This is a genomic window from Cupriavidus sp. CuC1 (assembly GCF_044627735.1).
GTDB lineage: Bacteria > Pseudomonadota > Gammaproteobacteria > Burkholderiales > Burkholderiaceae > Cupriavidus > Cupriavidus ulmosensis.
This window is the reverse complement of record NZ_JBIUHC010000125.1, coordinates 1-20,223: the sequence shown is the minus strand read 5'-3', so window position 1 is coordinate 20,223 and position 20,223 is coordinate 1. Positions and strand designations below refer to the sequence as shown.

Sequence of the window (20,223 nt, the reverse complement as noted above, 5' to 3'; positions counted from 1 at the left end):
AACCCTGTTGTCTAACCGGCCTGACAGCCGACCCGCCACGCACGCGGATCCGCCATTGATCGATCGACGCCCGCGCGCTCCCTGACCAGCCAGGACACACATGGATCTCGAACTCCGCAATCAACGCGTGCTCATCACCGGCGGCAGCCGCGGCATCGGCCTGGCCTGCGCGGCCGGCTTCTTGCGCGAGGGCGCGCGCGTAGCCATCGTTTCGCGCAGCGCCGGGAACCTGGCCAACGCCTGCGCCAAGCTGGCCGAAGGCGAGGGCGAGTTCGCCAAGGAAGTGGTCACGGTATCCGCCGACCTGACCGATATCGCCGAGGCCGCGCGCGCGGTGGAGGAGGCAGTGGCGGTGCTTGGCGCCATCGACATCCTGGTGACCTCCGCCGGCGCGGCTAAGCGCCGCCCACCGGACGAGCTGACCCCGCAGCTGTGGCAGGACGCCATGGCCGCCAAGTACTTCAGCTACATCAACGTGATCGACCCTGTAGTCAAGCGCATGGCGCAGCAGGGGCGCGGCGCCATCGTCAATATCGTGGGCATGGGTGGCAAGCTGGCCAACCCCGCCCACCTGGCGGGCGGCGCGGCCAACGCGGCGCTGATGCTGGCCAGCGCCGGCCTGGCCAATGCCTACGGCAAGCAGGGTGTGCGCGTGAACGCCGTCAACCCGTCGGCCACGCACACCGAGCGCCTGCAGCAAGGCATGGAGGTGGATGCCCGCATCAGCGGCACGACCGTGGAGCAGGCATTGGCGCGTGCCAATGCGCGCACCGGCCTGGGCCGCCTGGCCACGCCGGAAGAGGTGGCGGACGCCGTGCTGTTCCTCTCGTCGCCACGCGCCAGCTATATCTCGGGCGCCATCCTGTCGGTCGATGGCGCCACCACGCCGATGGTGGTCTGACGCTGCCAGCCTGCCAGGCCGGCGCTCCCACGACGCTGAACGCTACCGTACAGACACGCCCCGCCGCGTGTGCGACTGTCATGCCACAGTCTGCGCAAGGAGCGTGTCATGAACAACATCGTCTGGTTGGTAGGCGCCGTGGTCATTGTCCTGTTTGTACTCGGCTTTTTCGGCCTGAGGTAACCGTGGGCCGCGACACCAGTTCGATATAGCGTCGGATGGTCGCGGCTTTTTCGTACTGGCGCGACATCAGTGACAGATACGACGTCACCTCCAGGCCCGCAATATCCCGGTAGACAAGGCTGGGCAGGCTGATGTGTCCGGCCACGGCGTTCGGGACAATCGCCACGCCTTCGCCCAGCGACACCAGCGTCAGCACCGCCACCAGCCCACCCGGCTGCGGGCCCAGCCTGGGCACGAAGCCACCCTGCTCGGCGGTGGACAGCGTGCCCGAGACCTGTTCGGGAAGGATGAACGTCTCCGCCTTGAGATGTGCGGGATGGATCTCGGCCAGGCCGCACAGCCATGAATCGCTTTGCAGGGCGAGGATAAAACCTTCCGGCGCCAGCGGCAGCGCGTCCACGCCCTCGGGCAGGTTCACGGGGGAGCGGATATAGGCGATGTCGACCTGGCCATCCCTGACCTGTTCGGGCAGCGTGCCCATGGGCGCCTCGCGCACCAGCAGTTGCACATCGGGGCAGGCCTTGCGGAATGCCGCGACCTGGCGCTGAAGCACGCCCGAATACGCCGCCGAGGCAACATAACCCACGTGGATCTTGCCCGTCTCGCCACGGGCCTCGCGCTGCGCGCGCAGTTGCGCGGTCTCGAACTGCGCCACCACGGCTTGCGCCTCCACTAGCAGCACCTCGCCGGCCGGGGTCAGCGCCACCGAGCGCTGGTTGCGCTCGAACAGGCGGATGCCAAGGCTGGCTTCCATCTCCTGGATCTGGCGGGTGAGCGTCGGCGTGGAGATGCCGAGCCGCGCGGCGGCACGGGTGAAGTGCAAGTCCTGGGCTACCGCGATGAAGTAGCGAAAGTGGCGCAGTTCCATCGGTTTGCTGTTCTACCTTCTGAGTGCTTACTGATTTCTGATTTCTGATTTCTGATTTTGCTTATTAGCTACAAGGCAACAAAATAGCACGGCCGGCGCAACAACGCCCGGCCCTGCCGGCCGTATCCTAACCCGCATCCAGTCAAGGGAAGCAACAGGAAGCGACGACATGCGGCACAAGACGAATCGGCACTCACAGCCCGCCGGGCACTGCACATCCGGATTTATTTCATTCCAGGCAATATCGCCGGCAGCACAGCTTGGCCGGGAGACGGCATGAGCGCAATGAACTCGCGCGCCGCGCTGCTGACCGCCTCGGGCGCTTGCGCGCTGATCGTCCTCGACACCAACATCGTGGCCGTCACGCTGCCTCGCATCGCGAGCGACCTGCATGCCACGTTCTCCGATATCGAGTGGGTGGTCAGCGCCTACATGCTGACCTTTGCCGGCGGCCTGCTGCCCGCGGGCAGCCTGGCCGACAAGTTCGGCCGCAAGCGCATGCTGCTGACCGGCCTGGCGGTCTTCATGCTGGCCTCGCTGGGCTGCGGCCTGGCGGGAAGCAGCCTGGCGCTGAACCTGGCGCGCGCCGTCAAGGGCGTGGGCGCGGCCATGCTGCTGACCTCGGCGCTGGCGACCATCGCGCACGCCTTTCACGATGAGCGCGAGCGCGCCCGGGCGTGGGCCTTCTGGGGTGCGTGCATGGGCGTGGCCATGCTGGTCGCGCCCGGCCTTGGCGGCGTGATCAGCCAGACCTTGGGATGGCGCTGGGTGTTCCTGCTGAACCTGCCGGTCGGCATCCTGCTGGGCGCCATGGTGCTGCGGCACATCTCGGAGTCGCGCGACGCGGGCGCGGCGCGCATCGACCTGTGGGGCGGCCTGTGCTTTTGCGGCAGCCTGTTCCTGATGATCTGGGCCTTGATCGAGGCCAACCGCATTGGCTGGGGCGATACGCGCACCCTGATGCGGCTGGCCGGCGGCGCCGTGCTCTTCGCGCTGTTTATCGGCGTGGAGCGCATCCAGCGCCGGCCCATGGTGGATCTCACGCTGTTCCGCAATCCGCGCCTGATCGGCGCGCTGCTCGGTATGGCCGCGTACGCTGCCTGTGCCCAGGTGATGATGACCTTGATCCCGCTGTACCTGCAGACGGGCCTCGGGTTCTCGGCGATCGCCTCAGGCGCCGCCATGCTGCCGTTCGCGCTGACCATGCTGATCTTTCCGCGCATCGGCGTGCGGCTGTCGGGGCGGCTGGATGCGCCCTCGATGCTGGTGTTCGGGCTCGTGCTGGTCGGGCTCGGCAACCTGCTGAGCGCGTGGGCGGTCATTTCCATGTCCTACCTGCCCTTCGCGCTGGCCATTGCCGTCACCGGCAGCGGCGCGGGGCTGCTCAATGGCGATACGCAGAAGAACATCATGGCCTGCATCCCGCGCGAGCGCTCCGGCATGGCGTCCGGCATCAGCACCACCACGCGGTTCAGTGCGATCGTGCTGTCGTTCGGCCTGCTCGGCGGCCTGCTCGCCTACCGCACCCAGGCCGTGTTCGACGCGGCGCTGCATGCGCATCCGGAAGGCTCGGGGGTGCTGCCCGGCATGGCCGCACACATCATCCCGCGCGTGGTTGCCGGCGACCTGAACGGCGCGATGGCCGATGTGCAAGCACCGCTGCGCGGCGTGCTGGAACCCCTTGCGCGCACCGCCTTCGCGGAAGGCTTCGCCTGGATCCTGTGCGTGGCCGCCGGGGTCGCGCTGCTCAGCGCCGTCTTGGTGCGCCTGTTGATGCGGGATGAATCGCCGGCGCACCAGCCGGTGCGCGTGAATGCACCGGCGCGCCGCTAAAGCGCCCCTTGCCAACCACTCAATCGATCGTCATATGCGAGTCATGCACGATCTTGCCAAGGCGCAGCTTCTCGTCCTGCACAAAGCGCGCAAACTCGACGCGAGTGCCTGACACGGGCCGGTAGCCGTAGGTCTCGAACTGCGCGCGCAGGCCGGCATCGCCCTGGAACGCGGCCTGCGTGGCCTGCGCGATGCGGTCCAGGATCGGCGCCGGCGTGCCCTTGGGCGCATAGATGCCGCCCCAGTGCTTCATGCGGATGCCTGCAAAGCCCTGCTCCGCGGTGGTGGGCACGTCCGGCAACGCCTGCGCGCGCTTGTCGTCGGTCACCGCCAGCGCGCGCAGCTTGCCGCCGCGCAGGAAGCCGAGCACGCCAACGGGGGCTTCGGACGCCAGGTCGATCTGGCCGCCGATGACCGCGTTGAGCGTTTCCGAGCCGCTCTTGTAGTGCACCAGTGTCACCGGCACGCCGAGCGCGGCCTCCACCATCTCCGCCACGAAATGTCCGGTACTGCCAGCGCCGGCGGTGCCGAACGTGATGCCACCCTTGGCCTTGCCGTAGGCCTGCAACGTCTTCAGGTCCTTGATATCCTTGCGCGAGGCACCGGCGCCCACCACCATCACCGACGGCGCCGCATTGGTGCTGACCACGGGAACGAGGTCGCTGTCGGCGTAGGGCATCTTCGCGCGCAACAACGCGTTGGCGACCGCGCCATTGCCTGCGATCAGCAGCGTATAGCCATCAGGCGCGCTCTTGGCGACAAACTCAGCGCCGATGATGCAGCCGGCGCCCGGCTTGTTGTCCACGATCACGGTCTGGCCAAGCTGCCGGCCAAGCGCCTGCGCGATCAGCCGCGTGGTGATGTCGCCCGGGCCGCCGGCCGAGAAGGGCAGCACCAGGCGGATCGGCTTGTCCGGCCAGTGCGCCTGGGCACCGGCCGGCAGGCTGGATAGGGCCAGCATCGCGCATGCTGCCATCCGGGCCAGCACGGCACGGCGGGGGATTCGTTGGGTCATGTCTCGCTCCTGGTGTACTTTGTTGTCGGCAGGCACTCAATCGAACGCACAACCCACCGGCGGCGCAAGCAGGGCGAGCAACTCGCGCACATCGTCGAGCTGCTCAAGATCCCGCACCATGCGCTCGATGGCTTGCTGCCGCTGCGGCGCTATCAGCCCGTCCGTCAGGGCCCTGTACTTGGCGGCCACTTCGTCGCTCGATTGCGGCGATTCGATGGCGCGCGACGCCGTACGGTCGACCTCGATGCGCTGGCCGTCGGTGAAGGCCACGGCCAGCCGCACGCGTCCACGAGCCCGTTGGCCGCCCGCGTCGAAGGCGGGATCGTGGCGCACCGCGATACGCGGCAGCAGCGCCCAAACGTCGTCGGCATCGATGCGCGCCGGCGCGAACTGCGGCACCAGCGCCGCGCCGTCCAGCACCGCCACCGCAAGCGCGTAGCCGATGTTCATCTGCGCGCCGATTGGCGTCAGCGGCCGCTGCGGCACCCACCAGCCATGGTGATCGACGGCATGCGAAACATCCACCTCGATACCAGCGATCTCCCCGGCCTTGAGCGCGCGCTGCGCGCCCACGTCGAACAGCGCGTCGAGCGGCGCGTGGATGCCGCCCATGGCCGCGTAGGGCTTGATGACGATGCGCTCGACTTCCCAGCGCTCGCCCAGGCCATCGGTGATCTGCGAGGCATCCGGCGCGTGTCCTTCGCCGAACGTCGAGAGAAAGCCGCAATACTCGCGCTCGAACACGCGCTTGATGCCGGTGTAGCCGCCCGCCGCCAGCACCGCCGCGTAGAGCCCGTTGCGCGCGGCGAAGCCGTGGTGCATGCGCTTGCACATGGCCTCGTATTGCGCCGCCATCAGCCCGGCCGACTGCGTGCCAGCCAACCCCAGCGCATCTTCAAAACGCGCGGCATCGAGCCCCAGCAGCTTGCCCACGGCAGCGGCGGCTGCGTGCGTGCCGAACACCGATCCGGAATGCCAGCCGCGCGACAACATCTGCGCGCCATGCAGCGCCATGCCCACGCGCGGGCCCACCTCATAGCCGGCCATGGCCGCTTCCAGGAAGCGCCGCCCGCTGACGCGGCTCTCGCCTTCGGATGCTGCCCACAGCGCGGGCAGCACGAGCGATGCGCTGTGCAGCGGCCCGAGCGGATGGTAGTCGTCAAGCTCAAACCCCTGGATGAAGGTGCCATTGAGCAGCGCGGCGCCCGGCGCGCTGGTGCGCGCACCCCAGCCGACGATGGTCCGGTCGCCCTGCCCTTCCATCTGGCGCACGATGTTGGCGGCGGTGCGCGACCACGGCAGTTGCGCGCCGACGATGGCACAAGCGATGCCGTCGAGCGTGAGCGCCTTGGCGCGCTCGCGCGCGGTGGCGCTGGCTTGCTCCAGCCGGAAGCCGGCCAGCCATTGGGCGAGCCTGCCGGTGGGCCCGTCGGGATCGGTAGGCGGCAAGGGCGTGGGGTTCTGATTCTGGTTCTGGTTTTGGTTTTGGTTTTGCATGGCGTGTCTGTCTATGTGGGGCTACGTGAGGCTACGTGGAAAATGGCGCAGTCGGCTGGAGCTCAGGCCACGCCCTTACTCGAACGGATACTGCTTGACCAGCGCACCCAGGCGCTCGCTTTCCTGGCGCACCTGCGCGGCAAACTCGGCAGGCGAATTCACCACCGACTCGGCGCCCGCGGCGGCGATGGTCCGTTGCACTTCCGGATCCTTCACGGCCTCGCGCAGCGTGGCGACAACGCCCTGCGTGATCGCGGCCGGGGTGCCCTTGGGCGCGAACAGGCCATACCAGGTGACCGATTGGAACTGCGGGTAACCGGCCTCGGCCGTGGTGGGCACATCGGGCAGCGCGGCGGCGCGCTTGTGCCCCTGCGTGGCGAGGATCTTCAGCGTGCCGGCCTTGTAGTGCGGCAGCGCGGCCGTGATGCCGGTGAACGCCAGGTTGACGTTGTTGGCGATCATGTCCGTGACGATGGCGCCGGTGCCCCGGTAGTTGACGATGATGAGGTTAGGCAAGCCTGCCTCCGCCGCCAGTTGCTTGCCGGAGATGCGCGCGAGACTTTCTCCGGTGCCGAGCGAACAGGTCTTGGCCACCGTCTTGCAGTACTGCACGAATTCCCCGAGCGTCTTCACGGGCAGCTTGGCGCTGGCTACCACCGCGGCGGGCGACTGCGAAATCGCCGTGATGGGGTCTAGCCGCGCCAGGGGGTCGATGCCCTTGAGCCCGGGCGTGTACCTGGTGACCACGATGCCCGGCACCTGCAGCAGCAGGGTATAGCCATCGGGCTTTGCCTCCATCACGCGCCGCGTGCCGATCAGGCCGTCGGCGCCCGGCAGGTTCTCCACCAATACCGGCTGGCCCCAGAGCACGCCAAGCTGCTTGGACACCGCTCGCGCGGTGGCGTCCGTGCCACCGCCGGCGCTATAGGGGACCACCAGTGTGACGGGACGGTCCGGGCGCCATGCGCCGGGGCTGTCGGTGGAGCCGGCGGCGGTGGCTAGCATGGCGGCCGACAGCAGCGTCGCGCCGATAGCGAGCGGGGCGACGGCTCGGCGCCTGGTTTGTCGTTGGATCGAGGATGGCATGTTGTCTCCGTTTTTTTAAAGTGGTAGCCCGTGGTGTCTCTGGCTAGCCGTGCGAGCACTCAAGCCGGCGCGGCAATTGCGGGAGTAAGCGGCCGGCCGCGCCAGTCGCGCTGGAACACGCCATCGAGCCGCCCCCGCGCGATGGCATGCGCGCGCAGCCACGCCACCAGTGCTTCGCGCGCAAGACCGGCTGGCGGCTCGGCGGCAAGCGCGAACAGCTGGAACACATAGCGATGTGGCCCGTGCCCCGGCAGGGGCCGGGGGCCGTCGTAAGCTGCATCGCCCAGCCCGTTGGCGGCCAGTGTCACGCCGGCCGGCAACGGCTCGCGCGACAGTGCGCCTTCGGCCAGCGCGCCGACCGCGGCCGGGCCCCAGGCAAGCGCGTGCACGATGGCGTAAGCCAGCGGCACATCCGGATCCTCGACCAGCAACAGCCAGTGCGTGGCCGTTGCCGGCAATCCCGTCCAGGCCAGCGCGGGCGAGCAGTTGGCGCCCACGCCCGCGCCCGCGTGGCGCACGGGCATCGCGCCGTGATTGGCAAACGACGCGCTGTGCAGCGCCAGCGTGTCGGGCAATGCGGCCAGCACGGCATCGCTGCACGCCAGGCTGCCATCGCCCGCGTGGCGTCCGCGCAGCAGCAGGCCGGCTGCGCGGAGCACCAGCGGATGCTGCATCCGGGCGCTCATGCCGCGCCTTGCCGGCGCACCGACCAGGCCCAGGGCCGGTGGGTGCGATCGGCTTGCTGCCAGGCACGGATCAGCGCGTCGTCCTTGAGCGTCAGGCCGATATCGTCCAGCCCGTGCAGCAGGGCTTCACGGCGCAGCGGGTCGACGGGAAACGCGACGGTCACGCCATCGGGCGCGGTCAGCGTGGCGCTCGCCAGGTCCACGTGCACCGGCGCGCCGCTTGCGCATTGCGCGGCCAGCGCTTGCAGCGTTTCGGCGGGGAGCTGGATCGGCAGCACGCCGTTCTGGAAGCAGTTGTTGTAGAAGATGTCGCCATAGCTCGGCGCGATCACGCAGCGCACGCCCAGGCCCATCAGCGCCCACACCGCGCCCTCGCGCGAGGATCCGCAGCCAAAGTTGGCGCCGGCCAGCAGCACCGGGGCGCCGCGAAACGCCAGCTGGTTGAACACGCAGCCCGGATCCTCGCTGCCATCGGCGCGGTAGCGCAGCGCTTCCAGCGCGTAGGGGCCGAGCTGCTCGCGCGGCAACGCGGTGAGCCGCTCGATGCGGATGATCACGTCGGTGTCGACGTTGGCGCGCATCAGCGGCACGGCGGCGCCCGTTACGACAGTGAAGGGTTGCATGGTCATGTCAGGCTCCGTACGTCGGCAATGCAGCCGGTGACCGCGGCGGCGGCGGCCATCGCGGGGCTGGCAAGATGGGTGCGGGCCCCCGGCCCCTGGCGCCCGACAAAATTGCGGTTGGAGGTGGAGACCGAGCGCTGCCCGGGCGGCACCTGCTCGCCGTTGGCGGCCACGCACATGCTGCAGCCCGGCTCGCGCCAGGCAAAACCCGCATCCTCGAATACGGCGCGCAGCCCTTCGGCCTCGGCCGCGCGCTTGACGTTTTCCGAACCCGGCACCACCCAGGCGGTCACGCCCGGGGCCACGCGCCGCCCGCGCGCCACGGCGGCCGCGGCGCGCAGGTCGGACAGGCGCGAGTTCGCGCAGGAGCCGATGAAGACCCAGTCCACCGGCGTGCCGGCGATGGGGGCGTTGGGTGCCAGGCCCATGTAATCCAGCGCGGCGCCGATGGCAGCGCTGGCCGCCTGGTCGCCGGCGGCGGCCGGGTCGGGGATATGCCCGTCGATCGCCATCGCGTGCTCGGGGCTGGTGCCCCACGTGATGGTGGGCGCCACCGCCGCGGCGTCGATCACCTCTTCGCGATCGAACACGGCGCCGGCATCGGTGGCGAGCGTGCGCCAGTACGCGGCCGCGCTGTCGAACTGCGCGCCGGTGGGCGCATATGGGCGGCCGCGCAGCCATTCGATGGTGCGCGCATCGGGCGCCACCATGCCAAAGCGCGCGCCCAGCTCCACGCTCAGGTTGCACAGCGTCAGGCGCCCTTCCACTTCCAGCGCTTCGATGGCCGTGCCGGCAAACTCGATGGCAAAGCCGCCGCCCGCCGCCGCGCCGAGGCGGCCGATGATATGCAGCGCCAGGTCCTTGGCGGTGATGCCCTCGGCCAGCATGCCGTCGCAACGGATGCGCATGCGCAGCGGCTTTTGCTGGCGCAGCGTTTGCGTGGCAAGCGCGTGCGTGCTCTCGGACGAGCCCACGCCGAAGGCCATCGCGCCCAGGCCGCCATTGGTACAGGTATGGCTGTCGCCGCAGATGACCGTCAGGCCGGGTAGCACGATGCCAAGCTCTGGGCCCATCACGTGGACGATGCCCTGCCCCGGCTGGCCAAGGTCGAACATCGTCACGCCGGCCGCGGCCGAGCGATCGCGCAGCGCGGACCACAGGCGGCCCCCCGGCACATAGGTATTGCCATCGCGCCCGGGCTGGCTGGAGACTGCGTGGTCCGGCGTGGAGAACACCAGCGCCGGATCATGCAGCGGCAAGCCGCGCGCCGCCACCTCGGCCAGCGCCGGCGGGCCGGAGAGATCGTGCAGCAAGTGACGGTCGATATGCAGCAGCGCCCAGCCATCGCCGAGCTCGCGCACCACATGCGCGTCCCAGAGCTTGTCGAAGAGAGTGCGGGCCATCGTCAATCCTTTGCGCTTGCCGGCGCGTCGGGGTTGGTGGCGCGCTCGCCGGCATTGAAGCGCTGGCGCAGGCCGTCCCATTCATCGGCGCCGAAGCGGCGGAAGGTCTGCCCCACGCTGGCCGACACGCCCGGCGCGGTGAAGGTGGCCTTGAGCTCGGCCAGCGCTTCGTCGCCCGCCTGGATCGCGGCCTTGAGCATTAGGCCCGGCAGGATGGCCAGCTTGTAGCCCATGGCCTCGGCCTCGCGCAGGTCGAAGATCGGCGTGCGGCCGCCGGGCACCACGTTCAGCAGGCACGGGCCGCGCACCAGTCGCGGCACGGCCGCGACTTCCTCGATGGTCTGCGTGGCTTCGACGAAGGCCAGGTCCGCGCCGGCTTCCAGCGCGGCATTGGCGCGCCAGATGGCCTCGTCCAGCCCGAGCATGGCCCGCGCATCGGTGCGCGCGATGATGACGAAATCCGGCGTGCGGCGCGCCTGCGCCGCCGCGCGGATCTTGGAGACGAATTCCGCGCGCGAGACCACTTCCTTGCCATCCAGGTGTCCGCAACGCTTGGGCGCAACCTGGTCCTCGATATGGATCGCCGCCACGCCACGGGCCTCGTACTCGCGCACGGTGCGGGTGACGTTGAGCTCGTTGCCATAGCCGGTGTCGGCGTCGGCAATCAGCGGGATCGACACGGAGCGCGCCATCACCGCGGCGTTCTCGACCATCTCGCTCATCGTCAGCAGGCCGAAGTCGGGGAAGCCGCGCGCGGCCGATGTGCCGGCACCTGTCATGTAGCAGGCGGAGAAGCCCGCCTGCTCGATCAGGCGAGCGCCGATGGCGTCGTAGGCGCCGGGCGCAATGATCATGCCGGGTGCCTGCAGGTGCTGGCGAAAGGTAGCTGCGAGGGTCATTGGACGGGTCCTGTGTGCTTGCTGTGGGTGACTGTGAGGTGTGCGTACGGAGTGAGCATCAGGGCGGAGGGAAATGGGCTGTCGCCTGTCGCTTTGTGTTTATGTGTTTATATTCTAGATACAACTAACCGGTTCCGTCAAGGATCGGGAAATTCGCCGCAGGAGCGTTGTGCTATGCTGCCCACGCCACTAACCCGTCACCTCATGCCGCGCACGACCACCCCCCCTTCGCCGCTGGGCCATATGCCCGGCACCTCGCTGCACCGGCAGCTCTTTCTCGTGCTGCGCGACGAAATCACGCGTGGCGTCTATGTGCAAACTGGGGCGTTGCCGAAAGAAGAAGCACTGTGCGAGCGTTTTGGCGTCTCGCGCATCACGGTGCGCCGGGCGCTGTCCGAGCTGGCGGCGCTGGGGCTGGTGGAACGGCGCCATGGCCTTGGCACCTTTGTGCGGGCGGACGCGCCGGCGGGGCGCAGCAGCCCGAGCCTTAGCGTGATCGACGGCCTGCGCAAGACCGCGCTGGAGACGGATGTCGAAGTCCTGGACGTGACCACGGCCGTGCCGCCGGCGGACATTGCCCAACTGCTGCAACTCGCCCCGGGCGAGCAAGCGGTGCATGCGCTGCGCCTGCGCAGCATCAAGGGCGCGCCGGTGATGCTGACGGATGCGTGGGTGCCCGCCGCGCTGGGCAAGCGCGTGTCGGCTGCCGCGCTGCGCAAGCACGCGCTCTACGAGATCCTGATGGCGCAGGGGGTAAAGTTTGGCCGCGTGGTGCAGGAGATCACGGCCCAGGCGGCCGACCCCGCCTACGCGGGCTGGCTGCGCACGGAGGTTGGCGCGCCGCTGCTCAAGCTGGTGCGCCTGATGCATGATCCGGAGTCGCGGCCGGTCCAGTACATCACGGTGTACATGTCCCCCGAACGCAGCCGCATCCTGATGGATATCTCGGCCGACAAGGTCAACACGCTAAGCGCCGGGCAGTTTGTCCACGACGTGCCGCGCGACTAGGCGCTCGCCTTGCCGTTCAGCGCTTAGCCTTGCTGTTCCTCGATGGCGTCGACGCGGCTCGGATAGAAAGCCACGTGGTCCTTGATGGCCGCGACGGCGGCATACGGCGCCTCGTAAGTCCACGCCGCATTGACCGATCGCTCTCCGCCCGCGGGGATGCTGTAGTAAGCGCAATCGCCTTTGTACGGGCAGTAGGTGGCGTGATCGCTACGAGCCAGTAGCGACATGTCGACATCCTTGCGCGGAATGTACTGCACCGCCGCGTAGGACGCCTCACGCAGCGTGAGCGCGCTGCGGGTGTCGGCAATGACGGCGCCGCCGAGCTTGACGACGACGCGCGCGGGGTTCGCCTCGATCACGATCGGATGATCGGGGCCCGGGATCTTGATGGGATTGCTGCTCATGGCTGGGCTTCCTGATGTATGGCAGGGCCCGCCAATACTACGCGCGAACCCGCCAGCTTGCCCGGCATCAATGTGCGCCTTGCACCGCCCTGCGCAGTGCCGCCTGCGCCAGCAGCCGCGTGGAATCCAGCGTCGGCAGCGGCGCATTGCCATCATTCACGATCAATGGGATCTCCGTGCAGCCGAGCACCACGGCGTCGCAGCCCTGCGCCTTCAGCCGCTGGATCACCTGCTGGAAGTAAGTGAGCGCTTCCGGGGTGGCGATGCCGCCCACCAGTTCGTCCATGATGATGCGGTTGATTTCATCGCGCTCGGCGGGCTCCGGCCGCACGAAGCCAAGCCCGCTCGCGGCGAGCTTCTCGGGGTAGACCTCGCTGTCGACAAGCCAGCGCGTACCCGTCAGGCCGAGGCGGGTGAAACCTCGCGCCACCGCGCTATCGGCCACCACCTCGGCAATATGCAGCCAGGGCAGCGGCGAGCGCGGCGCCACGTATGGCAGGGCCTGGTGAATGGTGTTATCGGGACAGATCAGGAAATCCGCGCCCATGCCGGCGAGCTTCCTGGCCGAGGTGAGCATCAACTCACCTACGGCCTGCCAGTCGCCGCGATCGAGGTGTTTGACGTACTCGGCCAGCGACGGGGTGTGCATCGACACCTCGGGATGCGCATGGGGCCCTAGCAGCCGCGCGCCCTCCATGCAGATGGTGCGGTAGCAAAGCGCAGCGCCTTCGGCGGAGCAGGCAACGATGCCGATGTGCAGGGTCATGACTGACGCCTCCTTGCGAGGTCACAGCAAATCAGGGCGCCCTGCGCGGCGGCCGGTTATGCCACCGCGTCCCGGGCGGTCACGGCAAGTCAGCGCTGGCTCAGCCTGCCACGCGCGGCTTGACGCGGCCTGCCGCCTCCTTGGCGCGCACGCGGGCGGTTTCCACATCGGCGTCGTACGCCAGTGCCACGCCCATGCGGCGCTTGGTGAAGCTCTCCGGCTTGCCGAACAAGCGCAGCTCGGTCTGCGGTACCCGCAGCGCCTCGTCCACGCCGTCGAACACCACGCCCTTGGCATCCACGCCGCCGTAGATCACCGCGCTGGCGCCCGGGCTCTTGAGCGCGGTGCTCACCGGCAGGCCGAGAATGGCGCGCGCGTGCAGCTCGAACTCGTTCTGCCACTGGGTGATCATGGTCACCATGCCGGTGTCGTGCGGACGCGGGCTGACTTCGCTGAACCAGACCTGCTCGCCCTTGACGAACAGCTCCACACCAAACAGGCCCTGCCCGCCCAGGTTGGCGGTGACGGCCTGCGCAATCTGCTGGGATTTTTGCAGCGCGGCCGGATGCATCGGATGCGGCTGCCAGCTTTCCACGTAATCCCCGCTGACCTGCACGTGGCCGATCGGCTCGCAGAACTGCGTTTGCACCTGGCCGTCGGCGCCGATCGCGCGCACCGTCAGCAGCGTGATTTCGTAGTCGAAGTCGATGAAGCCTTCCACGATCACGCGGCCGTGGCTGACACGGCCGCCAGCCATGGCGTAGTCCCATGCGGCCTTGACGTCCGCGGGGCCGTCGATCTTGCTCTGGCCCTTGCCGGAGCTGCTCATCACCGGCTTGACCACGCACGGGTAGCCGATGCCGCCATCGATGGCCGCCTGCAGTTCTTCGAGCGAGTCGCAGAACTTGTAGGGGCTGGTGGGCACGCCGAGCGTCTCCGCGGCCAGGCGGCGGATGCCTTCGCGGTCCATGGTCAGGCGCGCCGCGCGCGCCGTGGGGATGACGCGCACCACGCCGGCGGCTTCCAGCGTCTCCAGCATCTGCGTGGCGATGGCTTCGATCTCCGGCACCACCAGGTCCGGCTTCTCGGCTTCGATCAGCGCCTTGAGCTGGTCCGGGTCGCTCATGGAAATGGTGCGCGCGTGGTGCGCCACCTGCTGGCCGGGCGCATCGGCATAGCGGTCCACCGCAATCGTTTCAACGCCGAGCCGTTGCAGCGCGATCAGGACTTCCTTGCCGAGCTCGCCGGAGCCCAGCAGCATGACTTTGGTCGCGCCGGGCGACAGAGGGGTGCCGATAGTGGTCATGTGGGACCCTTGGGATCAAGTAAAAACAGGGATTGTACGTGCAGGGAAAGGGAGCGCCCGGGCAGGCACGGTAGACGGGCGAGCCTCGTGAGGCTTTCACCACATCGGCGGGCTACCGGACAGTGGCATCCATCGTTCGAGAAAGCCGAAAGGTGAATTGTCCGGCACTGCCTTGCCGAAATCCACACAGCCAATACACTGGGTCAGCTGGTCTGCGCTCGGCAGGCCCCCCAACCAGGAATGAACATGAAGATTGACCTCACGGGCAAGATCGCCCTTGTTTCAGGTTCCACTGCCGGGATCGGCTTCGCGACGGCAAAGGGGCTGGCCGGCGCGGGCGCCCGCGTCATCATCAACGGCCGCAGCGAGGCCACCGTGGGCAAGGCCCTGGAGACGCTGCTCGCCGCCGTTGCCGGCGCGGATGTCACGGGCTTCGTCGGCGATCTTGCCGACCCGGCAACGTGCACCCGCCTGGTGGCGGAGCATCCCCGGGTCGACGTGCTGGTGAATAACCTTGGCATCTTCCAGCCGCAGGACTTCTTCGAGACGCCCGACAGCGAGTGGACCCGCTTCTTCGAAACCAACGTCATGTCCGGCGTGCGGCTGTCGCGGGCCTATGCGCTTTCCATGGCCGAGCGTAAATGGGGACGGATCGTGTTCATCTCGTCTGAATCGGCGCTGAACATCCCCGCCGACATGATCCACTATGGCTTCTCCAAGACCGCGCAACTCGCCATCTCGCGCGGGCTGGCCAAGCGGCTCGCCGGTACCGGCGTGACCGTCAACGCGGTGCTGCCCGGCCCCACGCTGTCGGAGGGCGTCACCGACATGCTCAAGGATGCCATTGCAAGCTCGGGGCAATCCGCGGAAGACGTGGCCGCGGACTTCGTAAAGGCGCACCGTTCCACCTCGATCATCCAGCGTGCTGCCAGCGTCGAAGAAGTCGCCAACATGATCGTCTATGTCTGCTCTGCGCAAGCCTCGGCCACTACCGGTGCCGCGCTGCGCGTGGACGGCGGGGTCGTGGATACGATCGCCTGAGTCCGGAGGCAGCGGGGCCGGCGAGCCCATCTCCCGTCGCCGGCGCATACGCCATGCATTGAGTCTGGCGTGATGCAGTGGCTCGCCGAGCGCTCCACGCACCGTCGCGGCGACCGCGATACGCCGGCCAAGGGTTGGCGCGAGGCCGGGCAGGTCCGCGGCAACGTTGTGCCCTGCGGAGCGCCCGAGGTTCATCGCGTGCTGGCACGACATCGCGGCATGGTTGCCTTCATCGTCCGTTGCAGCGTAGGCGACGTCGCCGGTGGCGAACACGGTATCGACGCCTTTGACGCGCAGGTGGCTGTCCACATGCAGGCGGCCGAATGCATCGCGCTCGGCCGGGATCTGCTGCGTGAGCGCGCTGGCGCGCACGCCCGCCGTCCAGATCACCGTCTTGGCATCGATACGCTCGCCGTTGGCCGTGGTCAGGCCGTTCTCGTCCACGGAGGCCACCGTCACGCCTAGCCGCCAGGTCACGCCAAGTTCTTCAAGCGCCTGCGTGATGACCGGACGCGGACCGGCGCCTAGCTCGGCGGCGACTTCGTCGTGGCGATCGACAGCGATGACGTTCACGTCGGCATCCTCGCCCAACGCTTCACGCAGGCGCGCCGGCATTTCAGCCGCCGTCTCGATGCCCGTGAAGCCGCCGCCCGCCACTACGATGGTGTTGCGCGCGGAGGATGCCCAAGGGATTCTTTGCGGACGCATTGCCGGTGCCTCGGTCGTCTCAGGCGGCGACGATGCGCCTTGCCTGAGTCGGCAGCGCGAGATCGTAGCAAGGGGATCGGACGCGCCAAGCATCATTGCGTGATGCTCGATATCACGTTGGCGCATCAATGGCGGTGGCGGCGGCGCTTGCGGCCCTGAGAGGACCGGCGCCGCGCGGACAACACTCGCGAAGCACCGGCGTGGCGGGTCATGGCGTATTGCTTTCTGGGTTATGACTGATAGGTTAAAGGTTATTGCTGACGGCTTACTGCCTTGGTGGCTTGCTCATGAAGCATGCGCTCAAAACGATACGCGGCCGCTTAGCGCGCATATCTTCCAACAACGCTTTGGCCGCCAAGCGCATGGCCTTTCAGCGCCTGCATCAGTTCCTCCCTGCTCAGACCGGGCGGCAGCGCGGTTGGCGCAAGGTCCGTGGCGATGACGGTCAAGGTGTAATGGTGCGGCGCATCACCAACCGATGGACAAGGTCCACGATAAATCTGTTCGCCGCGTACATTCTTGCCAAGGGTCGCGCCATGGCCATCGGCCTGGCCCTCGCCCTCCTTCAACTGGCCGCGATCGGCGGCGATGTTGTAGGCAACCCAATGTGAAACGCCCAGGCCCATATTGCCATCGGGATCCGATAAGAGCACTGCAACCGATTTGGTACCGGCGGGAAGATTCGACCACGACACCTGCGGCGACACGCCTTTGCCGCCGCAATCGGACGTATTGTTGCCATGCAGCGTAGGGATTGTGGCGCCATCCGCGAACGATGCGGACGACACTTGCATGCCCGCCGCCTGTGCCGCGCCGACAATAACAAAAAGCAATGCGCCGGCCAGCGGTGCGAGGCGTGTTCTGGTGAGTTTCATTTGTGTCGCATCCCAATGGAAATGAAATGAGTGGAATGTATGCGCCGCGCGCCATGCAAGGTGCGCGTATACCCTCTGGCATTCACGATTGCCCGGACTTAATATGGGCTTGATCGTGCTCAAGGCGTTTACTGCGTACGGACGATGCCATTAGATTTAACGTTAAAAATATAACGACTAAAGGAGACATCCATGCAAGATTATCAAAGCCTTGTTTTCATGTGCGCTATTGGCTTGGTGTGCCTCTATGTCTTGCTCGGCACACTCTCCCAATCGCTCGCGATCAAATATGGCGCGCCCGCCATCGTTTCGGTCCTGATGGTGGCGTTCTCCGTCTCGCCCTGGCACGTGGTGGGGTAAACCGCAATCACCAGCGGCTCCGGAGGCCTTGATGCGCCGACGGGCCGTTAAATGCGTTCTGGCGGGATTCACCGCATTGCTCGCCGCGCCCGGTGTGGCGCTCGCGCAGCCTGCCCAAGCCTATACCGCCGGCCCCGTCAACCTGCGTGCCGGACCCGCGCCGGATTACCCGGTGGTCGCGCAATTGTCCGGTGGCGTGCCGCTCACCGTGATGGGGTGCGTCAGCCAGTACACATGGTGCGACGTGGCGCTGCCCAACCTGCGTGGCTGGGTCTATGCCGGGCAGCTTGGTTACCCCTACCAGGGCGGCAGTGTTCCGGTGCTGAACTACGGCACCGTGATCGGCCTTCCCATCATCACGTTCTCCATCGGCTCCTACTGGGGCAACTACTATCGCGGCCGGCCCTGGTACCACGACCAGCGATACTGGGCGCATCGCCCGCCATATGGGCCGGGACCGGGATATCCGCCAGTACACGGGCGCCCGCCTGGTCATGGAGGCGGAGGCGGTCATGGTGGCGGCGGTCACGGCGGTGGCGGTGGTCACGGCCACCGCCACGGCGGCGGCCATGGTGGCCACGGCGGCCGATAGCATCGCTTGCGGACGACCCCGCGCGACGCACACTGGCAAACGGGTTCAGCCAGCCTGGAAATTCTGGCCATTGCCGGCCACGCCGGCGTGGCCCAGAATTTTGCGCACCCCCTGTCCATACGGAGGGCTGCGATTCATGCAAGAAAACCAGGAGACCACCATGCGCGACTACGCCGAGGCCATCGCCGGCTTTTCCTATGAGGCATCGATCTCGGAGCGCCTGAGCGGCAAGCTCGATGCCGTCAACGCCTGCGTCGAATGCTGCGACCGCCATGCCCTGCCCGGGCGCATCGCGCTGTTCTGGGAGAGCCGCGACGGCACCAGCGAGACCTATACCTTCAGCCAGTTGCAGAAGCTCTCCGCGCAGTTCGCCAACTTCCTCACGGCGCAGGGCATCGGCCCCGGCGACCGTGTGGCTGGCCTGCTGCCGCGCACACCGGAGCTGCTTGTCACCATCCTTGGCACCTGGCGCGCCGGCGCGGTCTACCAGCCGTTGTTCACAGCCTTTGGCCCCAAGGCCATCGAGCATCGGCTGCAAACCTCCGGCGCCCGGCTCGTGGTCACCGACGGCGCCAATCGCGGCAAGCTCGATGAGCTGGCGAACTGCCCCGATGTACTCACCGTGGGCGGCGCCAAGGGGCGCGGCATCGCGCGCGGAGACTTCAGTTTCTGGGCGGAGCTTGACCGCCAGCCGGCCCGGTTCGATCCGGTCATGCGCACTGGCGGCGATCCGTTCCTGATGATGTTCACCTCCGGCACCACCGGCCCCGCCAAGCCGCTACTGGTGCCGCTCAAGGCCGTGGCCGCGTTCGCGGGCTATATGCGCGACGCGGTCGACCTGCGTCCCGAGGATGCCTTCTGGAACCTCGCCGATCCCGGCTGGGCCTATGGCTTGTATTACGCAGTGACCGGGCCGCTGGCCCTGGGGCATCCCACCACGTTCTACGACGGCCCGTTCAGCATCGAGAGCACATGCCGGGTGATCGACAAGTACGGCATCACCAACCTGGCCGGCTCGCCCACCGCCTATCGCCTGCTGATCGCGGCGGGCGAGGCCGTGGCCGGCCCGCTGCACGGCAAGCTGCGCGCGGTCAGCAGCGCGGGCGAGCCGCTCAACCCGGAAGTGATCCGCTGGTTCGCCGACAAGCTCGGCGTCACCATCCACGATCACTATGGCCAGACCGAACTCGGCATGGTGCTGTGCAATCACCACGCGCTGCGCCATCCGGTGCACCTGGGCGCGGCCGGCTTCGCCAGCCCGGGCCATCGCGTGGTGGTGCTGGACGACGACGCACGCGAGCTGCCGGCCGGCCAGCCCGGCACGCTCGCGCTGGACCTGGAGCAATCGCCGATGGCCTGGTTCGCCGGCTACCACGGCACGCCGACCGGCGCCTTCGTCGGCAAGTACTACCTGAGCGGCGACACCGCGGAGCTCAACCCCGATGGCAGCATCAGCTTCATCGGCCGTGCCGACGATGTCATCACCACCTCCGGCTATCGCGTCGGCCCGTTCGATGTAGAGAGCGCTTTGATCGAGCATCCGGCGGTGGTCGAGACCGCGGTCATCGGCAAGCCCGATCCGGAGCGCACCGAACTGATCAAGGCCTTTGTCGTGCTCGGCCCGCAATACAAGGCGAGCCCGGAGCTGGCCGAGGAACTGCGTCTGCACGTACGCAATCGGCTCGCCGCCCACGCCTATCCCCGCGAGATCGAGTTCGTGCCCGAGTTGCCGAAGACGCCGAGCGGCAAGGTCCAGCGCTTTATCCTGCGCAACCAGGAAGTGGCGCGGCAACGCGAGGCGCAAGGGCAGGCGTAGCGTGAGTGGCGCTGCTGCCGGCGGACAGAATCAAAAGCTCAACTGCTTAAAGTCAAAGGCAGTTTCTCCTCCCCTGCGGGGAGGAGACCCGGATGCGGCGAAAGACTCCTCGCCGCATAACGGGAGATTCAAACCTTGACGGCTCGCTGCGCATCGCGCGTGGGTGATTTCCGCCTGGGCGGCGGAAATCACGGCTACGCCGAATGGTTCTCTGTTCCCGTCGGTTTGCTCCTCTCTCCCACTTGTGGGAGAGAGGCCGGGGGAGAGGGCGGGCGCTGTCGGGTAAAGGACTGGCGCGGTGCTCGGCGAACCCGGCCCGTTTCCAGCCCCTCCCCATAAGAACCACTCGTGAA

19 protein-coding genes and 1 pseudogene are annotated in these 20,223 nt (G+C 67.7%); 7 read left to right on the top strand and 13 right to left on the bottom strand.

Going from position 1 to position 20,223, the window contains the following annotated elements; all coding sequences use genetic code 11:
* Nucleotides 1–100: 100 nt before the first annotated feature.
* Nucleotides 101–901, top strand: a complete 801-nt coding sequence (locus ACGLHR_RS37565) for an SDR family oxidoreductase (protein ID WP_400100404.1) — start codon at nt 101–103, stop codon at nt 899–901.
* Between the two features lie 142 nt (nt 902–1,043).
* Here ACGLHR_RS37565 and ACGLHR_RS37560 read toward each other — a convergent pair whose 3' ends face one another.
* Nucleotides 1,044–1,952 (bottom strand): LysR family transcriptional regulator, encoded by a 909-nt coding sequence (locus ACGLHR_RS37560; RefSeq protein WP_400100402.1) that lies wholly within the window; start codon nt 1,950–1,952, stop codon nt 1,044–1,046.
* A 276-nt stretch (nt 1,953–2,228) separates the two neighbouring features.
* Here ACGLHR_RS37560 and ACGLHR_RS37555 point away from each other — a divergent pair, with 276 nt between their 5' ends.
* Nucleotides 2,229–3,785 carry an MFS transporter gene (locus tag ACGLHR_RS37555; protein WP_400100400.1) on the top strand — a complete coding sequence of 519 codons (1,557 nt, stop codon included), beginning with the start codon at nt 2,229–2,231 and terminating at the stop codon, nt 3,783–3,785.
* A gap of 19 nt (nt 3,786–3,804) precedes the next feature.
* On the opposite strand, the gene ACGLHR_RS37550 is transcribed toward ACGLHR_RS37555, so the two are convergent.
* The 7 genes from ACGLHR_RS37550 to ACGLHR_RS37520 form a co-directional block, all read right to left on the bottom strand.
* Nucleotides 3,805–4,800, bottom strand: a complete 996-nt coding sequence (locus tag ACGLHR_RS37550; protein ID WP_400100398.1) for a Bug family tripartite tricarboxylate transporter substrate binding protein — start codon at nt 4,798–4,800, stop codon at nt 3,805–3,807.
* 36 nt (nt 4,801–4,836) lie between these two features.
* Nucleotides 4,837–6,297 carry an MmgE/PrpD family protein gene (locus ACGLHR_RS37545; protein WP_400100396.1) on the bottom strand — a complete coding sequence of 487 codons (1,461 nt, stop codon included), beginning with the start codon at nt 6,295–6,297 and terminating at the stop codon, nt 4,837–4,839.
* A 75-nt stretch (nt 6,298–6,372) separates the two neighbouring features.
* On the bottom strand, nt 6,373–7,383 hold the full coding sequence (locus ACGLHR_RS37540; RefSeq protein ID WP_400100394.1) for a Bug family tripartite tricarboxylate transporter substrate binding protein: 1,011 nt from the start codon (nt 7,381–7,383) through the stop codon (nt 6,373–6,375).
* Nucleotides 7,384–7,442: 59 nt separating this feature from the next.
* Nucleotides 7,443–8,069 (bottom strand): YbhB/YbcL family Raf kinase inhibitor-like protein, encoded by a 627-nt coding sequence (locus ACGLHR_RS37535; RefSeq protein WP_400100392.1) that lies wholly within the window; start codon nt 8,067–8,069, stop codon nt 7,443–7,445.
* Nucleotides 8,066–8,692, bottom strand: coding sequence for a 3-isopropylmalate dehydratase small subunit (gene leuD / locus ACGLHR_RS37530; RefSeq protein WP_400100422.1), 627 nt, complete (start codon nt 8,690–8,692; stop codon nt 8,066–8,068). The genes ACGLHR_RS37535 and leuD overlap by 4 nt, the downstream gene beginning before the upstream one ends.
* 2 nt (nt 8,693–8,694) lie before the next feature.
* Complete coding sequence (gene leuC, locus ACGLHR_RS37525; RefSeq protein WP_400100390.1) at nt 8,695–10,095, bottom strand: 3-isopropylmalate dehydratase large subunit; 1,401 nt, start codon at nt 10,093–10,095, stop codon at nt 8,695–8,697.
* 2 nt (nt 10,096–10,097) lie between these two features.
* Nucleotides 10,098–10,994: an oxaloacetate decarboxylase gene (locus ACGLHR_RS37520; RefSeq protein WP_400100388.1), complete on the bottom strand. Its 897-nt coding sequence runs from the start codon at nt 10,992–10,994 to the stop codon at nt 10,098–10,100.
* Nucleotides 10,995–11,168: 174 nt separating this feature from the next.
* Here ACGLHR_RS37520 and ACGLHR_RS37515 point away from each other — a divergent pair, with 174 nt between their 5' ends.
* Entirely contained in the window at nt 11,169–12,002 is an 834-nt protein-coding gene (locus tag ACGLHR_RS37515; protein ID WP_400100386.1) for a GntR family transcriptional regulator, read from the top strand.
* 23 nt (nt 12,003–12,025) lie between these two features.
* Here the strand turns inward: ACGLHR_RS37515 and ACGLHR_RS37510 are convergent, their stop codons facing one another.
* From ACGLHR_RS37510 to purT, 3 genes are all read right to left on the bottom strand, one after another.
* On the bottom strand, nt 12,026–12,406 hold the full coding sequence (locus tag ACGLHR_RS37510) for a DUF427 domain-containing protein (RefSeq protein WP_400100384.1): 381 nt from the start codon (nt 12,404–12,406) through the stop codon (nt 12,026–12,028).
* Between the two features lie 67 nt (nt 12,407–12,473).
* Nucleotides 12,474–13,172: an aspartate/glutamate racemase family protein gene (locus tag ACGLHR_RS37505; protein WP_400100382.1), complete on the bottom strand. Its 699-nt coding sequence runs from the start codon at nt 13,170–13,172 to the stop codon at nt 12,474–12,476.
* A gap of 100 nt (nt 13,173–13,272) precedes the next feature.
* On the bottom strand, nt 13,273–14,478 hold the full coding sequence (gene purT / locus ACGLHR_RS37500) for a formate-dependent phosphoribosylglycinamide formyltransferase (protein ID WP_400100380.1): 1,206 nt from the start codon (nt 14,476–14,478) through the stop codon (nt 13,273–13,275).
* Nucleotides 14,479–14,724: 246 nt separating this feature from the next.
* Here purT and ACGLHR_RS37495 point away from each other — a divergent pair, with 246 nt between their 5' ends.
* Nucleotides 14,725–15,519 (top strand): SDR family NAD(P)-dependent oxidoreductase, encoded by a 795-nt coding sequence (locus tag ACGLHR_RS37495; RefSeq protein WP_400100378.1) that lies wholly within the window; start codon nt 14,725–14,727, stop codon nt 15,517–15,519.
* A gap of 135 nt (nt 15,520–15,654) precedes the next feature.
* Here the strand turns inward: ACGLHR_RS37495 and ACGLHR_RS37490 are convergent.
* Nucleotides 15,655–16,200: pseudogene (locus tag ACGLHR_RS37490) on the bottom strand (NAD(P)/FAD-dependent oxidoreductase); the annotation flags it as partial.
* A 347-nt stretch (nt 16,201–16,547) separates the two neighbouring features.
* The gene (locus tag ACGLHR_RS37485) at nt 16,548–17,102 is read right to left on the bottom strand and encodes a YbhB/YbcL family Raf kinase inhibitor-like protein (protein WP_400100376.1); all 555 of its coding nucleotides are present in this window, start codon (nt 17,100–17,102) and stop codon (nt 16,548–16,550) included.
* A 192-nt stretch (nt 17,103–17,294) separates the two neighbouring features.
* Between ACGLHR_RS37485 and ACGLHR_RS37480 the strand changes: the two genes are divergently transcribed.
* The 3 genes from ACGLHR_RS37480 (at nt 17,295) to ACGLHR_RS37470 (ending at nt 19,870) form a co-directional block, all read left to right on the top strand.
* Entirely contained in the window at nt 17,295–17,462 is a 168-nt protein-coding gene (locus ACGLHR_RS37480) for a hypothetical protein (RefSeq protein ID WP_006164149.1), read from the top strand.
* Nucleotides 17,463–17,493: 31 nt separating this feature from the next.
* Nucleotides 17,494–18,054, top strand: a complete 561-nt coding sequence (locus ACGLHR_RS37475; protein ID WP_400100374.1) for an SH3 domain-containing protein — start codon at nt 17,494–17,496, stop codon at nt 18,052–18,054.
* A 160-nt stretch (nt 18,055–18,214) separates the two neighbouring features.
* On the top strand, nt 18,215–19,870 hold the full coding sequence (locus tag ACGLHR_RS37470; RefSeq protein ID WP_400100420.1) for an acyl-CoA synthetase: 1,656 nt from the start codon (nt 18,215–18,217) through the stop codon (nt 19,868–19,870).
* The last annotated feature ends 353 nt before the right edge of the window (nt 19,871–20,223 follow it).

What these genes read in the sequence shown, in the direction of transcription:
- ACGLHR_RS37480 (WP_006164149.1), top strand. Translation starts at nt 17,295, where the DNA reads ATGCAAGATTATCAAAGCCTTGTTTTCATGTGCGCTATTGGCTTGGTG.
- ACGLHR_RS37475 (WP_400100374.1), top strand. Translation starts at nt 17,494, where the DNA reads ATGCGCCGACGGGCCGTTAAATGCGTTCTGGCGGGATTCACCGCATTG.
- ACGLHR_RS37545 (WP_400100396.1), bottom strand. Translation starts at nt 6,297, where the DNA reads ATGCAAAACCAAAACCAAAACCAGAACCAGAATCAGAACCCCACGCCC.
- ACGLHR_RS37515 (WP_400100386.1), top strand. Translation starts at nt 11,169, where the DNA reads ATGCTGCCCACGCCACTAACCCGTCACCTCATGCCGCGCACGACCACC.
- ACGLHR_RS37540 (WP_400100394.1), bottom strand. Translation starts at nt 7,383, where the DNA reads ATGCCATCCTCGATCCAACGACAAACCAGGCGCCGAGCCGTCGCCCCG.
- ACGLHR_RS37485 (WP_400100376.1), bottom strand. Translation starts at nt 17,102, where the DNA reads ATGAAACTCACCAGAACACGCCTCGCACCGCTGGCCGGCGCATTGCTT.
- ACGLHR_RS37550 (WP_400100398.1), bottom strand. Translation starts at nt 4,800, where the DNA reads ATGACCCAACGAATCCCCCGCCGTGCCGTGCTGGCCCGGATGGCAGCA.
- purT (WP_400100380.1), bottom strand. Translation starts at nt 14,478, where the DNA reads ATGACCACTATCGGCACCCCTCTGTCGCCCGGCGCGACCAAAGTCATG.
- ACGLHR_RS37555 (WP_400100400.1), top strand. Translation starts at nt 2,229, where the DNA reads ATGAGCGCAATGAACTCGCGCGCCGCGCTGCTGACCGCCTCGGGCGCT.
- ACGLHR_RS37535 (WP_400100392.1), bottom strand. Translation starts at nt 8,069, where the DNA reads ATGAGCGCCCGGATGCAGCATCCGCTGGTGCTCCGCGCAGCCGGCCTG.
- ACGLHR_RS37505 (WP_400100382.1), bottom strand. Translation starts at nt 13,172, where the DNA reads ATGACCCTGCACATCGGCATCGTTGCCTGCTCCGCCGAAGGCGCTGCG.
- ACGLHR_RS37510 (WP_400100384.1), bottom strand. Translation starts at nt 12,406, where the DNA reads ATGAGCAGCAATCCCATCAAGATCCCGGGCCCCGATCATCCGATCGTG.
- ACGLHR_RS37565 (WP_400100404.1), top strand. Translation starts at nt 101, where the DNA reads ATGGATCTCGAACTCCGCAATCAACGCGTGCTCATCACCGGCGGCAGC.
- leuD (WP_400100422.1), bottom strand. Translation starts at nt 8,692, where the DNA reads ATGCAACCCTTCACTGTCGTAACGGGCGCCGCCGTGCCGCTGATGCGC.
- ACGLHR_RS37470 (WP_400100420.1), top strand. Translation starts at nt 18,215, where the DNA reads ATGCGCGACTACGCCGAGGCCATCGCCGGCTTTTCCTATGAGGCATCG.
- leuC (WP_400100390.1), bottom strand. Translation starts at nt 10,095, where the DNA reads ATGGCCCGCACTCTCTTCGACAAGCTCTGGGACGCGCATGTGGTGCGC.
- ACGLHR_RS37495 (WP_400100378.1), top strand. Translation starts at nt 14,725, where the DNA reads ATGAAGATTGACCTCACGGGCAAGATCGCCCTTGTTTCAGGTTCCACT.
- ACGLHR_RS37560 (WP_400100402.1), bottom strand. Translation starts at nt 1,952, where the DNA reads ATGGAACTGCGCCACTTTCGCTACTTCATCGCGGTAGCCCAGGACTTG.
- ACGLHR_RS37520 (WP_400100388.1), bottom strand. Translation starts at nt 10,994, where the DNA reads ATGACCCTCGCAGCTACCTTTCGCCAGCACCTGCAGGCACCCGGCATG.